Below are 14,451 nucleotides of genomic sequence, written 5' to 3'. Positions count from 1 at the left end.
GATGCCCGGCGTGGTCCGGAGCCGGGTTCAGGCCAGGGACCAGGCGATGCCGTCGAGGATGTCGTGCTCGCTCACCACGACCTCGGAGAAGCCGTAGCGGCGGACGATGCGGTCGAGGATGAGCGCGCCCGCGCCGATGACGTCCACCCGGCCGGGGTGCATGACCGGGACGGCCGCCCGCTCGTCGTGCGTCGCGGCCAGCAGCCACGCGGACACCTCGTGGACCCGCTCGGCGGCGATGCGCGAGTGATGGATGCGCGCCGGGTCGTAGGCGGGCAGGCCGAGCGCGATCCCGGCGACCGTGGTCACCGAGCCCGCCAGGCCGACCAGCGTGCGCGCCGTACGCACGGGGACGCTCTCCTCGACCCGGTCCATGGCCGCCTCGATGTCGGCGACCGCGGCCTCCACGTCACCGGTGGCCGGAGGGTCGTCGCGCAGGTGGCGTTCCGTCAGCCGTACGCAGCCGATGTCCACCGACAGCGCGCCCTCGACGGCCCTGGAGCCGACGACGAACTCCGTGGAGCCGCCCCCGATGTCCACCACCAGGAAGGGCGTCTCCGCGGCGGACCCGGCGAGGCCCCGGGTCGCGCCGGTGAAGGACAGCCGCGCCTCCTCGTCACCGGACACCACCTCCGGCTCCACGCCGAAGATGTCCCGTACGCCGGAGACGAAGTCGTCCCGGTTGGCGGCGTCGCGCGTCGCCGAGGTGGCGACCACGCGGACCGGCACCTGGCCGTCCTGGGAGTGCTCCCTGATCAGCTTGGCGTACCCGCGCATCGCGGTGAAGGTCCGCTCCAGGGCCTCGGGCGCGAGCCGTCCCGTACGGTCGACGTCCTGGCCGAGCCTGACGATCTCCATCCGGCGTTCGACGTCGGTGAGGTCGTCGCCCGAGATGTCCGCGATGAGCAGCCGGACCGAGTTGGTCCCGCAGTCGATGGCCGCGACCCGCCTGGTCTCCACGCTCATCCCTCCCGGCCTCCGATCGGCTCTTCCCGCTGCTCCACGACGACACAGGGCCCGTCGGCCCACCACTCGGGCAGCGCGTCCAGCGCCTCGCGGCCGAACGGGTTGACCCCCGGCGCGGCCAGCTCGTGGGCGACCAGCGCGTGCAGGCACTTGACCCGGCCCGGCATGCCGCCGGCGCTCTGCATGTCGCGCGGCAGCGGCTCAAGACCGTCCTCCTCCGCCGCACGGTCGCGGCGGGCGACGTAGTCCTCGTGGGCCGCCAGGTAGGCCTCCGCGAGGTCCGGGTCCTCGGCGAGCCGCGCCTGCATCCGCCGCATCATCCCGGACGACTCCAGCGTGCCGATCGCCGAGGCCGCCCGCGGGCAGGTCAGGTAGAACAAGGTCGGGAACGGCGCGCCGTCGGGCAGGCGCGGCGCGGTCTCCAGCACGTCGGGCAGCCCGCAGGGGCACCGGTGGGCGACGGCCCGCACCCCGCGCGGCTGCCGCCCGAGCTGCGCCCCCGCCGCCGCCAGGTCCGCCCGGTCCACGGCGTCCACCCGATCGTCCGCCACGTCGCTCTCCTCGCCCTTCACGATGCCCGCCGCGGCCGTGGCGTCGTCCACGGCCCTCATCCCGCCGCGCCCGCCGAAGCCGGCGCCGGGCTCGGCTGCCCCTGCTGGGGTGCGGCGGACCGCCCCTTGTCGGCCGCCTCGAACGACCGCCAGAGCGTGACGTACCAGGCGGGCCGCTCCGGTGACTTGGTCCCCGCCTTGGCCGCGGCGGCGCCGGCCTGCTCCTCGTCGAGCACCTGATAGCAGTCGGCGCCCGGCTCACAGTAGAACAGCCGCTCCTTGGCCAGGCGCTTGATGTATTCCGGGTCCTCCAGCCGCCGGCGGCGCTCCTCCAGGTTCTGGAGCTTGCGCAGCGCGTTCGCCTGCTGTGCCTCCAGCTGGGCGATCTGCCTGCGCTGCGCGACGTACTCCCGTACGGGATAGGCGAGGCTCATGGCGATGGCGCACACGACGATCGCGAGGATCGCCGCGCGCCCGGTGAGCTGCGGCCGCTTCGCCGCCACGAAACCACCCCTCCCGGTCGGTCAGCGCGTGGCCCGATTCGACGGCCACACTAACCGCCCGTCCCGGCCGTACACGCTCCGCGTCGCGAAGTCGCTCGCGCGCGGGGCGTGTGCAGCCGGGCTACCCGCATCTGGCGCCGCTACCCCTGGAAGCGCGGGAAGGCGCCGCGACCGGCGTACCGGGCCGCGTCGTCGAGCAGCTCCTCGATGCGCAGGAGCTGGTTGTACTTGGCCACGCGGTCGGAACGGGCCGGGGCGCCGGTCTTGATCTGGCCGCAGTTGGTGGCCACGGCGAGGTCGGCGATCGTGGTGTCCTCGGTCTCGCCGGAGCGGTGGCTCATCATCGAGCGGTAGCCGCTGCGGTGGGCCAGGTCGACCGCGTCGAGAGTCTCCGACAGCGTGCCGATCTGGTTCACCTTCACCAGCAGGGCGTTGGCCGCGCCCTCCCGGATGCCGCGCCCGAGCCGCTCGGGGTTGGTGACGAACAGGTCGTCGCCGACGAGCTGGACCTTGGCGCCGAGGGAGGTGGTGATGGCCTTCCAGCCCTCCCAGTCCTCCTCGTTCAGCGGGTCCTCGATGGAGACCAGCGGGTAGGAGCGGACCAGGTCCTCGTAGAAGGAGATCAGCTCGGCCGCCGACACGCCCTTGCCGTCGATCGTGTAGACGCCGTCGTTGTGGAACTCGCTGGCCGCGACGTCGAGCGCGAGCGCGATGTCCTGGCCCGGCGTGTATCCGGCCTTCTCGATCGCGACCATGATCAGGTCGAGGGCGTCGCGGTTCGACGGCAGGCTGGGCGCGAAGCCGCCCTCGTCGCCCAGGCCGGTCGCGTAGCCCTTCTCCTTCAGCACGCCCTTGAGCGTGTGGTAGGTCTCCGCGCCCATGCGCACGGCCTCGGAGAACGTCTCGGCCCCGATCGGCGCGATCATGAACTCCTGGATGTCCACGTTGGTGTCGGCGTGCGCGCCACCGTTCAGGATGTTCATCATCGGCACGGGCAGGATGTGCGCGTTCGGCCCGCCGACGTAGCGGAACAGGGGCAGGTCGGCGCTGTCGGCGGCGGCCTTGGCGACCGCCAGCGAGATGCCGAGGATCGCGTTGGCGCCGAGGCGGGCCTTGTTCGGGGTGCCGTCCAGGTCGATCATCGTCTGGTCGATCAGACGCTGTTCCTCGGCGTCGAAGCCGATCAGCTCGTCGGCGATCTCGTCGGTGACGCCGAGGACGGCCTTCTCGACACCCTTGCCGAGATAGCGCTTCTTGTCGCCGTCGCGCAGCTCGACAGCCTCGAACTGACCGGTGGAGGCGCCGCTCGGAACGGCGGCGCGGCCGGTGCTGTAGTCGTCCAGCAGTACCTCGACCTCGACCGTGGGGTTTCCACGGGAATCGAGGATCTCGCGGGCGGTGATGGCCTCGATGGCAGCCACGAACGCTCCTAGCAAAATGGCGGGCGGTTTGCCACCCGAGCCTATCGGTCCCTACTACCCGGTACGGCGGAGGGCCGCCCGATCCACTCGCGTGTCCCCCGGGGCGTACGGGCGTGAGTTCAGCCGCGCCCGGATGCGGCGGGGCCCTGCGCGTCCTGTGCGGGGGCCTGCGCGTTTTCTGGGGAGCCCGGCGCGTCTTCTGGGGAGGAGCCCTGCGCGCTCTCCCAGTGCTCCACGCGCCGCCGGTACTCCCTGGCCGCGGCCCGCAACTCGGCCTCGGGATCGAGCCCCGCATCCTGGATCTCCCGTACGAGCGCGAACAGGCGGGCGCCCGCGGGCGCGGCGAGATCCTCGGCGAGGACACCGGGCGCGCCGGCCTGGCCGGCCCTGCGCAGGAGCTGGGCGGCCAGGGAGATCGCGGGCTGGCCCATGGGAACGCCGCTGAGCACCGAGGGGGTCTCCCCCTTGGCGGCCCGCTCCGCCGCCTTGATCGTCTCCCAGTTGTCGGCGACCTCGCCCGCGCCGGAGACCGCGACGTCCGCGAAGACATGCGGGTGACGGCGGACCAGCTTCTCCACGATCCCGGCCGCGACGTCGTCGATGTCGAAGCCGTCGCCCTCCGCCGCCCCGTCCGTGCCCATCCGCTCCATGGCGAGCCTGGCGTGGAACACCACCTGCAGCAGCAGGTCGCCGAGTTCCTCGCGCAGCGGCGCGCCGTAGTCGCCCTCGTGGATGGTCTCCAGCACCTCGTAGGCCTCTTCGACCAGGTAGGGCACGAGCGACTCGTGGGTCTGCTTGCGGTCCCACGGGCATTCGCGGCGCAGGCGGTCCATGACCTGGACGAGATCGATCAGCCGGGCGCCGGGCAGGTCGTAGGAGCCGGGGACGACCTCGATCTCCGGCGGCTCGTCGAGGGAGATCGCGGCGTGGCCGACCGCCCGCATGAAGTCCTCGTCGCCGTCCTGCGCGGCCAGCCACACGATCGTGTCCGTACGGCTCTCGCGGGCGATCGCGCCGGGGTCCGGGGTCACCACCTCTACCCGGACGCCGGCCTCGTCCAGGTAGCGCAGGCAGGGATGGCCGGGGGTGCCGGTGAGCACCCGCCCCCCGGTGAGGGCCTTCCAGGCCGCGGGCGAGAACAGCCCCGGAGCGACCCTGGGCGAGGTGGTCACCACGATCAACGCCATACCCCCACCCTATTCACGCCCCGCCCCCACCACCCCCGGCGTGATCATGCAATTAGTCGCAGGCAACCCCCTTCACCTGCACTTTCACCCTTCGTGATCTTGCGCGAATTCGGCCGGGAGCACGACCGCCAGGCACAACATAGTGCGTGATCTTGCAATTGCAAGATCACGCACTATGTATCGCCAGGCCAGAGGCCAGATCGCGAGAAAACTGCATGATCACGAAGAGTGAACCCGCAGGTCACGGCCGTACGTGCGACAAACTACAAGATCACGGCCGGGGTGGGGGATTAGCTGGTTTGGGGGGCGCCTTCCGTGCCGGCTCCTTCCGTGCCAGCTCCTTCGGGTGCGCCGGCTCCTTCCGGACCGGGGGCCCCCGCACCGGCGGGGGCGCCGAAGCGGTCGTCGGCGACGAAGCCCTGCTGGGGGTCGAACTTGCCGTAGCGCGGGCTGTACTTCACCGGCACGGCCGAGTCGGCCTCCTCGACGATCTTCTGGAGGGCGGCCTGCTGGCTCGCCTGGTCCTGACCGGCCCCGGACTGCTGCGCCAGCTTGTTGCGGATGATGACGGCGCGGATGAAGTCACGGCTCTCGTCCAGCGGGATGCCGTTGGCCAGCAGCACCTTGTTGAACTCGTCCCAGCCGCCCTGGGCCGTCGCCACGTCGTCGACCTCGCGGTCGGTGACCGTGATGCCCTTGCGCTTGCCGAGCTCCTGGAACTGCCTGCTCGTGGTCATGTTGAGCAGGACCGTCTGCGGCAGCGAGAAGGACAGCTGGAGCTGGTTCTCGGGGATCTTGTTGGCGGCCAGGTCGGCGCGCAGCGCGCGGACCTCGTCGTTCAGCTGGCTGGAGGTGATGCGCTCCTTGCCCACGATGGCCGCGGAACCCGCCTGCACGGGGCCGCCGCAGGCGGTCACGGCGATACCGGCCGCCGCCAGCGCCACGGCGGCGCGCACTCGATACGACTTCACGGACGATCCTCCCGAACGACACCGGCCACGCATATGTTGACAATTTCGCGGGTCACTGTACCCGCATCGGCTCCAGGAACAGGGCCTCGACCAGGTCCCCACACCATTTCAGCAGGTCCAGGTCCCGAAGCGGCTGACCACCGATCGGTTTCGTCTTGGGCACCGGGACGAGCAGGATGCCCGCCGCCTGCTTCCAGATGGAGCGCGGATAGAGCCGCTGCAGCCGCACCTGCTGGGAGTCCTTCAGCTCCACGGGCGCGAACCTGATCTGCTGGCCCTGCAGCGTCACGTCCGTCAGGCCCGCCCGCCGCGCCCTGATGCGGAAGCGCGCCACCTCCAGCAGGTTGTCGACCTCCTGGGGCTGCCTGCCGTACCGGTCGGTGAGCTCGTCGCGGACCGCCGTGATGTCCTCCTCCGAGCCGATCGCCGCGATCCGCTTGTACGCCTCCAGGCGCAGCCGCTCGGAGGTGACGTAGTCGTGCGGCACGTGGGCGTTGATCGGGAGTTCGACCTTGACGTCGGGCCGCTCCTCCACCTTGCTCTCACCCGCGAGCTTGGACTTCTGCTCCTGCACGGCCTCGGCCATCATCCGGACGTACAGGTCGAAGCCGACGCCGGCGATGTGGCCCGACTGCTCGGCCCCGAGGATGTTGCCCGCGCCGCGGATCTCCAGGTCCTTCATCGCGACGTACATGCCCGCGCCCATCTCGGTGTGCTGGGCGATCGTGGCGAGCCGCTCGTGCGCGGTCTCGGTCAGCGGCGACTCGGGCGGGTAGAGGAAGTAGGCGTAGCCGCGCTCGCGGCCCCGGCCGACCCGGCCGCGCAACTGGTGGAGCTGCGAAAGGCCGTAGTTGTCGGCCCTGTCCACGATGAGCGTGTTGGCGTTGGGCACGTCGAGCCCCGATTCGACGATCGTGGTGCAGACCAGCACGTCGAAGCTGCGCTCCCAGAAATCCACCATGATTTTTTCGAGCTGGCTCTCGTTCATCTGCCCGTGGGCGACCGCGATCCGCGCCTCCGGGACCAGTTCGCGCAGCCGCGCGGCCACCTTGTCGATCGTGCGGACCCGGTTGTGCACGAAGAACACCTGGCCGTCGCGCATCAGCTCGCGCCGTACGGCCGCCGCGATCTGCTTGTCGTCGTACGGCCCGACGAAGGTGAGGATCGGGTGCCGCTCCTCCGGCGGGGTGAGGATGGTCGACATCTCACGGATGCCGGTCAGGCCCATCTCCAGCGTCCTCGGGATCGGCGTGGCCGACATGGCGAGCACGTCGACCTGGGTGCGCATGTGCTTCATGGCCTCCTTGTGCTCGACGCCGAACCGCTGCTCCTCGTCCACGATGATCAGGCCCAGGTCCTTGAACTTCACCTCGGGCGACAGCAGCCGGTGCGTGCCGATCACGACGTCGACCGAGCCCGCGCGCAGGCCTTCGAGGGTCTCCCGCACATCGGCGTCGGTCTGGAAGCGGGAGACCGGCTTCACGGTGACGGGGAAGCTGGCGAACCGCTCGCCGAACGTCGACAGGTGCTGCTGCACCAGCAGCGTCGTCGGCACGAGCACCGCGACCTGCTTGCCGTCCTGCACCGCCTTGAACGCCGCCCGCACCGCGATCTCGGTCTTGCCGTAGCCGACGTCGCCGCAGATCAGGCGGTCCATCGGGACGGCCCGCTCCATGTCGCGCTTGACCTCGTCGATCGCTTCGAGCTGGTCGCCCGTCTCGGCGTACGGGAAGGCGTCCTCCATCTCCCGCTGCCAGGGGCTGTCGGGGGCGAAGGCGTGGCCCGGGGAGGCCATCCTGGCCGAGTAGAGCCGGATCAGCTCACCGGCGATCTCCCTGACGGCCTTCTTCGCCCTGGTCTTGGCCTTGGCCCAGTCGGCCCCGCCCATGCGGTTGAGCGTGGGCGCCTCGCCGCCGACGTACCGCGTGACCTCGTCGAGCTGGTCGGTCGGCACGTAGAGCCTGTCGCCCTTGGCATACTCGATCACCAGGTATTCCCTGGTCGCGCCCTGGATCGTGCGCTGCACCATCTCGATGTAGCGGCCCACGCCGTGCTGCTCGTGCACGACGTGGTCGCCGATCTTGAGCTGGAGCGGGTCGACCATGTTGCGGCGGCGCGACGGCAGCCGCCGCATGTCCTTGGTGGACGCCTTCTGCCCGACGAGGTCGAGGTGGGTCAGCACGGCGACGCCCGGCGTGACGAAACCGTGGTCGATCCTGCCGGTCGTCACCTGCACGACGTCCGCGGGCGGCGGGCCGTCGAGGGACGGCACCAGGCGCGCCGCCACGTCCACGCCCTTGAGCAGCTCGACCATGCGCTCGGCCGGGCCGTGGCCCTCGCTGAGCAGCACGACGGCCTTGCCGGCGCCCAGCCAGCCCTTGATGTCGGCGAGCGCCCGCTGGGTGTCGCCCCGGTAGGCCTCGACGTCCTGCGCGTCCAGCTCCACGCCCTCGCCGAACGGCGCGATGCTCCACCACGGCTGGCCCAGCTCGCGGGCGTGGTCGCGCACCTCCTCCAGCGAGCGGAAGGCCGCCGCCTCCAGGTCGATCGGCGCCTCGCCGCCGGCGGCGGCCGCGATCCAGGACGCCTCCATGAACTCCTGGCTCGTACGCACCAGCTCGACGGCCCTGCCGCGGATGCGCTCGGGGTCGCAGACGAACACGGCGGACCGCACCGGCAGGTGGTCGAGCAGCAGGTCCATGGCCCCGGCGAGCACGGGCGCGAACGCCTCCATGCCCTCCATCGGGACGCCCTCGGCGAGCTGGTCGAGCACGTCCTTCAGCGCAGGGTGCTCCTCCGCCAGCTCGCGGGCGCGCCGCCGTACGTCGTCGGTGAGCAGCAGCTCACGGCAGGGCGCGGCGAACAGGCCGTCCTGGGCGATCTCCAGCGAGCGCTGGTCGGCCACCTTGAACCAGCGGATCTCCTCGACCGTGTCGCCCCAGAACTCCAGCCGCAGCGGGTGCTCCTCGGTGGGCGGGAACACGTCGAGCAGGCCGCCACGCACGGCCACCTCGCCGCGCTTCTCCACCATGTCCACCCGGTGGTAGCCGTTCTCGACCAGCCGTGCCACGACGGCGTCCAGGTCGGCCTCGTCTCCGGCGCGCAGCCGTACGGGCGCGAGGTCGCCGAGCCCGGCCACGATCGGCTGCAGCAGCGAGCGCACCGGGGCCACCACGATCCGCAGCGGGCCAGCGGTCTGGTCGCCCTCGATCGGGTGCGCTAGCCGCCGCAGCACGGCCAGCCGCTGGCCGACCGTGTCGCTGCGCGGCGACAGCCGTTCGTGCGGCAGCGTCTCCCAGGCGGGGAAGACGGCCACGGAGTTCTCGTCGACCAGGCTGGTGAGGGCGGCGGCGAGGTCCTCCGCCTCGCGCCCGGTAGCCGTGATGGCGAGCACGGGCCGTACGCGGGACAGCGCGGCCACGGCGAACGGCCGCAGCGCGGGTGGCGCCACCAGCTCGGCACCGGGGTCGGCGGACTGCCCTGCCGCGTCGAGCGCGGCGGCCAGCCCGGGTTCTGCGGATAGGAGGTCGAGCAGTCCGGAAAGAGACATCGATGCCTTCAAGAGCCCCGTGACAAAGACAGCAGGCGTACGGAAACGGCCCCGGCATCCGGCCGGTCCCCGCCTGAGCGAAGATCGACGAGATGCTCCAACCGGGCCGCGGCTATCCAGGCTACGCCCTGCGCGCTCGCCTCGCTCCGCTCGGCCGCCCGGTCCGGACAAGATGGGTGACGGCAAATGCGCAACTCCGAGTCTTCAAATGATTACTCTCAGTGGCATGACAGAGGTTCGGGTGTCGTCCGTCGACCAGGACGACGTGTTCAGCCAGCGGATTCGTGAGCAGTGGACCGACCAGCTCGGGCGGCGGCTCGACATCCTCATCGCCGGATGCGGCCGGGGCGGGGTCCTCGACGTGGGGCGGTACGAGCCGAGGATGACGGGGGTGGACGAGGACCTGCCGCCCCTGCGGGTCCAGACCGCCGCCCGCGGCGACCTGGAGGCGTCCTACCTGGGCGACCTGCGGCTGGTGCCGATCCCGCCGCGCTCCTTCGACGTCGTCTACGTGTCGTTCCTCCTCGAACGCATCCGCCACTCCGAGTTGGTGCTCGACCGGCTCGTCGCCGGGCTGCGCCCCGGCGGGCTGCTGCTGCTGAAGATGCGCGACAGGAAGTCGGCGTACGGCTTCTGCGACCGGGTGACCCCCCGCCGGCTGCGGCGGATGCTGTGGCGCGCGCTCGCCCCCGCCGGGTCCGTGGGGCCGCTCCCCGCGGTGTACGAGCCGCTGGCCTCCCGGGAGGGCATCCAGGCGTACTGCCTGATGCGCGGGCTGATGATCGCCGAGGACTACTCGGCGGTGAGCGGCCCGGCCAGGCGGGGACCGCACGGCGGCCTGGTCTCCATGGTCTGCCGGGTCGTGTCCGCGCTCTCGCGAGGCGGGCTCAACGGCACCGAGGACGAGATCACCATGGTGATCCGCCGCCCGCAGAACCACTTCGCCCGCCTCATCTGAGCCGCTACCTGAGGGCTCATCCGAGCCGCTACCTGAGGGCGAACACCGGCTGCCACTCCTCGGGCCTCTGGCTGTTCTTCCGGTACGCCGACAGCGGAACCGTCTGCCTGCCGTCGACGCTCACGAGGACCAGGCCGTTGTGGAACTCGTTCCCGCACGCGCCCGCGCAGCCCAGGGCGACCAGGCGGCGGTCGTCGGCCCAGGCGAGAAGCTGGAGCACCTTCTGCCGGCCTACGACCCTGCCCGTCGAGAGCTCGGTGACCTTGGTGGGCATGCCGTCGGGGCCGGCGAGCAGCGTGCCGCCGGGCGACACGCCCGCCTTCGACTCGGTCGCGACGTACCCGGAGGGCGCGTCGTGCGGTCTGCCCGCAAGGTCGTAGAAGCCGTCAGGTCGCTTCCAGACGTTGCTGGCCTCGCGGACCAGCGCGCCGTCGTCGCTCCAGCCGAAGTCGCGCCTGACGTTGCTGTTCTCGGTCAGGCAGGGATCGACGGCGTGGAAGTCCCCCGCCGTCGCGGTCGCCACGTCGACGACGTAGAAGCCCGTGCGGCTGGTGTCGATCGTCTCGTACGGCGGCTGCGGGGGGCCGTCCGGCGTCGTCGCGACCCGCACCGGGCACTGCCGCCTACCCTGGACGGACGTCGTGTCCAGGTCGGGGGACTCGTCGTAGGCGGTGGCGACCAGGCGTGTGCCGTCCGGGGACCAGGCGACGCCGCCCACTGGGTGGTCGACCGCCACCCAGGCCCGCACCCGCCGGGTCTCCATGTCGAAGACGCCGATCCTCCGTACGGGCAGGTCCTTCTCCAGGACCGCCGCCCAGCGCAGGCCGGGCGCGACCTCGGCCCAGCCCCACTCCGTTTTCTCGTAGCGGCTCGTCACGGGGTCGAGGAGATACCAGGTGCGGTCGAGCAGCCTGCGGCCGCCGTCGTCGGTGCGCCACCGCCACGTCACGTAGGCGGAGACGGCCACCCGGCCCGCCGCGATCATCGTCTTCGGCGGCGAGTTCTCCGTGTCGGCGAGCACGCCCTCCGCCGGGGGCGACGGCTGGTACGGCTGGACGGGAACGACCACCGGCGGGCCGCCCACCTGCGAGATCGGCCGCGCGGTGAGGCGCGGGACCACGACGAGCGGCACCAGCAGGACCACGGCCGCCACCACGGCCGCGCACGAGACCGCCCCCGCGAATCTCGTCAGGCGCAGCCGCGACCGGCGGCGCAGCGCGCGGTCGGCGAGGTCACCGGGCACCTGGGCCTCTCGCGACCACTCCTCCAGTGCCTGCTTCAGCATGCGGGGCGTCATGAGATCACCTCACTCAGGCGCAGATCGGCGAGTTCCGGCGCGGTCGTACGCAGCCGCGCGAGGGACCGGTGGGCGGTGCTGCGCACGGTCCCGACGGAGCAGCCGAGGATGCGGGCCACCTCGTTCTCCGGCAGGTCCTCCAGATAGCGCAGCACCAGCACGGCGCGCTGCCGGGGCGTCAGCCGGGCGAGCGCGCGGCGCAGGATCATCCTCAGCTCCGCGTCGTCGGCGCCCTGACGCCCGGCGGGCCGCTCCGGCACGTCGGCCACGCTGGTCTCCCGCTGCCGCCAGGCCAGCCGCCACCAGCTGATCTGCTGCCGGTACATCACCTGGCGCACGTACGCCTCCGGCTCCTCGATCCCGCTCCACCGTGTGACGGCCTTGGCCAGGGCGGTCTGCAGCAGGTCCTCCGCGGAGTGCTGGTCCCCTCCCGTCAGCAGATAAGCCAGCCGCATGAGCGCCGGCGCGCGGGCCGACACGAACGCGCGGAATCGTCGCTCCTCTGCGGCGTCCACGATCACCTCCTCGGACTGACGTCTGCCTGTAGACGCGCGAGCGTGGGCGCGCTATGCGTGCCGATGCCAGTAGGGTGCGTAACCGACCCCATCGAGGTCCGATCGACCAAGCGGAAACGGATGCCATGACCGAGTGGACGCCCGACGCACGTGAGCTGGCCGACCTGGAGCTACTGCTTTCCGGGGCGTACGCGCCGCTGACCGGCTTCCTCACCTCCGGCGAGGCGGAGAGCGTGGCGACGCGCGGGCGGCTGCCCGGCGGCGCGCCCTGGCCCGACCCGATCACCATCGCCCTTCCCGACGAGTTCGGCCCGGGCGACCGGGTGACGCTCACCGACCCCGAGGGCGCGGCGGTCGCGGTGCTGACCATCGTGGAACGTGACGGCCATCACGCCGCGGGACCCGTCGAGGCGCTCGACACCCCCGCGTACGGCCCGTTCGCCCGGCTGCGCCGTACGCCGGAGGAGGTGCGCAAGGGCCTGCCAGACGGCGAGGTGCTCGCGGTGACCATGCGCGGGCCGCTCGACTCCGCCGCGCTCGACGACGTGGCCGCGACCGCCGAGGAACTGGACGCGACGGTGCTCCTCATGCCCCTCGTCTTCGGCGAGGGCGGCCCCGCCGTGGTGCGGGCCGCGCTCAAGGCCGCCGAGCGGTTCCCCGGTGCGACGGTGGTCGCGGTGCCGCTCGCCCCGCGCGAGGACGCCGAGATCGACCTGGAGCTCCGCGAGCACGTGGCGCGCAACTACGGCGCCACAGAGCACTACGCGGGCCCCGCGCCGGTCACGATCCCCGGGCCGCCGCACCGGCGGGGGCTCGTCGTGTTCTTCACCGGGCTGTCCGGCTCTGGCAAGTCGACGATCGCGCGGGGGCTGCGTGACGCGCTGCTGGAGCGCGGCGGACGCACGGTCACCTACCTGGACGGCGACGTGGTGCGGCGCATGCTGTCCGCGGGGCTGACGTTCTCGCGGGAGGACCGCGACCGCAACATCCGCAGGATCGGCTTCGTCGCCGCCGAGGTCGCCCGGCACGGCGGCCTGGCGATCTGCGCCCCCATCGCGCCGTACGCCGAGACCAGGGACGAGGTGCGCGCGATGGTCGAGGAGGTCGGCGGCGACTTCCTGCTCGTCCACGTCGCCACCCCGCTGGAGGAGTGCGAGCGCCGCGACCGCAAGGGCCTGTACGCGAAGGCACGGGCCGGGCTGATCCCGGAGTTCACCGGGATCTCCGACCCGTACGAGGAGCCGGAGGACGCCGACCTCGTCCTCGACACGACGGACATGTCGATCGAGCGGGCGGTCGGCGCCGTGCTGAATCTGGTCACCTCGGGCGGCTGGGTCCGCTGAGGCCGTTCCCGGGTTTCAGGAGGGCGGCACCGGCGTCGACGTGAAGCGGCGCGACCGCCCGAGCTCGGTGAACGCCCGGGTGGCGCCCGGCGTGGTGTCGAACCTGGTGTCGCCACGGGGAGCCAGCGGCGAGTCGAAGTAGACCAGCGCCTTGATCTGCGGGTAGTCCCCGATCTGGCGCTGGACCGAGTCGAAGAAGTCGCGCTTGAAGCGGGGCGCCCCCGGCCGTTCGAAGGCGCCCCACTCGGCGACCATGATCGGCTTGGCCGGGAACCTCGCCTGCATCCACCGGTAGAACCCGGGCCAGCCGGGCACGTCGGGCCGCGTCTTGTTCACCAGCCCGGCGAAGTCGCTCACCCGGCCGTCGGCGTACGGGTCCAAGGCCACCCAGTCGACCACGTCGTCACCGGGGTAGAGCCGGCCGAACCACGGCTTGGCCGCCCAGTTGGGCGCGCCCATGTAGGTCATCACGGTCACCGCGTTGCGCACGCCCTGCTGCCGCAGGCGCGTCACCACGTGGCGGTACATCGCGACGTAGTCGGCGGCGCTGAACCCCCCGCCCTCGCGCACGTCGTTCTCCGGCTCGTGGTGGATCGTGAGGAAGAACCGGCCGGGGAAGGTGCGCCTGATGTGCTCCGCGAGCCGGTCGACGCGCGCGTCCACCACGCCGCGCGCGACCTCGGCCCAGGTGTGGTCGAGGGCCGGCTTCCAGTTCACCAGCAGCAGCCGGGGGCCCTTGGCGACCTCCCGCTCCTCCATGGTGGGGAAGAGCTCACCGCCCCGGTGGTAGACGTGCACGATGTCGGCCCTGCGGCCCATGCGCCGTTCCGCCATCTCCACGGAGCGGATCGGGCCGCGTCCGGAGAAGACGTCGGGCGCGATCCCCCACCACGCCCCGCACGTCGGGATGAGCTTGTCCGTGACCGCGCAGGCGACCGGCGTCGCCTTGGCGCCCTCCGGCACCCGCCCGCTCGTGGCGGTGCCCGTGCAGGCCGTCGCGCACGCCCCCGCCACCAGTACGGCCAAGCCGGCGATGAGTCTCATCGCGCCCCCTTCCTCGGCGGACCTCACAATGACCGGATGGGCAAACACCTTCCCATCAATTCCCGTGGCTCCGGAGCCGTTTCCGCATCTCACATGTACGGAAATGTCCAAGTTCATCAGCTAATTGCGTAGCCATTTCCTGGGC

At 71.8% G+C, this 14,451-nt stretch carries 12 protein-coding genes; 2 read left to right on the top strand and 10 right to left on the bottom strand.

The annotated features are described in order from the left end of the window. Positions 1-27: 27 nt before the first annotated feature. The 7 genes from HHX31_RS13645 to mfd form a co-directional block, all read right to left on the bottom strand. Positions 28-966: a Ppx/GppA phosphatase family protein gene (locus tag HHX31_RS13645; RefSeq protein WP_211589658.1), complete on the bottom strand. Its 939-nt coding sequence runs from the start codon at positions 964-966 to the stop codon at positions 28-30. Next, entirely contained in the window at positions 963-1,577 is a 615-nt protein-coding gene (locus tag HHX31_RS13640) for a DUF501 domain-containing protein (RefSeq protein WP_169948616.1), read from the bottom strand. Before HHX31_RS13640 ends, HHX31_RS13645 begins: the two co-directional genes overlap by 4 nt. Next, entirely contained in the window at positions 1,574-2,020 is a 447-nt protein-coding gene (locus tag HHX31_RS13635) for a septum formation initiator family protein (RefSeq protein WP_311931772.1), read from the bottom strand. The genes HHX31_RS13640 and HHX31_RS13635 overlap by 4 nt, the downstream gene beginning before the upstream one ends. Positions 2,021-2,160: 140 nt before the next feature. Then, positions 2,161-3,441: a phosphopyruvate hydratase gene (eno, locus tag HHX31_RS13630; protein WP_169948615.1), complete on the bottom strand. Its 1,281-nt coding sequence runs from the start codon at positions 3,439-3,441 to the stop codon at positions 2,161-2,163. Between the two features lie 119 nt (positions 3,442-3,560). Beyond that, a complete protein-coding gene (locus tag HHX31_RS13625; protein WP_169948614.1) occupies positions 3,561-4,628 on the bottom strand; it encodes a MazG family protein in 1,068 nt (355 codons plus the stop codon). Between the two features lie 290 nt (positions 4,629-4,918). Further along, positions 4,919-5,599, bottom strand: coding sequence for a SurA N-terminal domain-containing protein (locus HHX31_RS13620; protein ID WP_169948613.1), 681 nt, complete (start codon positions 5,597-5,599; stop codon positions 4,919-4,921). A 52-nt stretch (positions 5,600-5,651) separates the two neighbouring features. Then, on the bottom strand, positions 5,652-9,149 hold the full coding sequence (mfd, locus tag HHX31_RS13615) for a transcription-repair coupling factor (protein ID WP_169948612.1): 3,498 nt from the start codon (positions 9,147-9,149) through the stop codon (positions 5,652-5,654). 226 nt (positions 9,150-9,375) lie between these two features. On the opposite strand from mfd, the gene HHX31_RS13610 reads away from it, so the two are divergent. Beyond that, positions 9,376-10,107: a methyltransferase domain-containing protein gene (locus HHX31_RS13610; protein ID WP_169948611.1), complete on the top strand. Its 732-nt coding sequence runs from the start codon at positions 9,376-9,378 to the stop codon at positions 10,105-10,107. A gap of 28 nt (positions 10,108-10,135) precedes the next feature. Here HHX31_RS13610 and HHX31_RS13605 read toward each other — a convergent pair whose 3' ends face one another. Then, the gene (locus tag HHX31_RS13605; protein WP_169948610.1) at positions 10,136-11,404 is read right to left on the bottom strand and encodes a hypothetical protein; all 1,269 of its coding nucleotides are present in this window, start codon (positions 11,402-11,404) and stop codon (positions 10,136-10,138) included. Then, positions 11,401-11,919 (bottom strand): SigE family RNA polymerase sigma factor, encoded by a 519-nt coding sequence (locus HHX31_RS13600; protein WP_169948609.1) that lies wholly within the window; start codon positions 11,917-11,919, stop codon positions 11,401-11,403. Before HHX31_RS13600 ends, HHX31_RS13605 begins: the two co-directional genes overlap by 4 nt. A gap of 53 nt (positions 11,920-11,972) precedes the next feature. Here HHX31_RS13600 and cysC point away from each other — a divergent pair, with 53 nt between their 5' ends. Beyond that, a complete protein-coding gene (cysC, locus tag HHX31_RS13595; RefSeq protein ID WP_283244480.1) occupies positions 11,973-13,262 on the top strand; it encodes an adenylyl-sulfate kinase in 1,290 nt (429 codons plus the stop codon). Between the two features lie 15 nt (positions 13,263-13,277). On the opposite strand, the gene HHX31_RS13590 is transcribed toward cysC, so the two are convergent. Beyond that, a complete protein-coding gene (locus HHX31_RS13590) occupies positions 13,278-14,306 on the bottom strand; it encodes a glycoside hydrolase family 26 protein (RefSeq protein ID WP_169948607.1) in 1,029 nt (342 codons plus the stop codon). Positions 14,307-14,451: the final 145 nt, after the last annotated feature.

Origin of the sequence: Microbispora sp. H11081, from assembly GCF_012999535.1 — a bacterium.
In the GTDB taxonomy this organism is placed as follows: domain Bacteria; phylum Actinomycetota; class Actinomycetes; order Streptosporangiales; family Streptosporangiaceae; genus Microbispora.
This window is presented reverse-complemented; position numbering and strand designations above follow the sequence as displayed.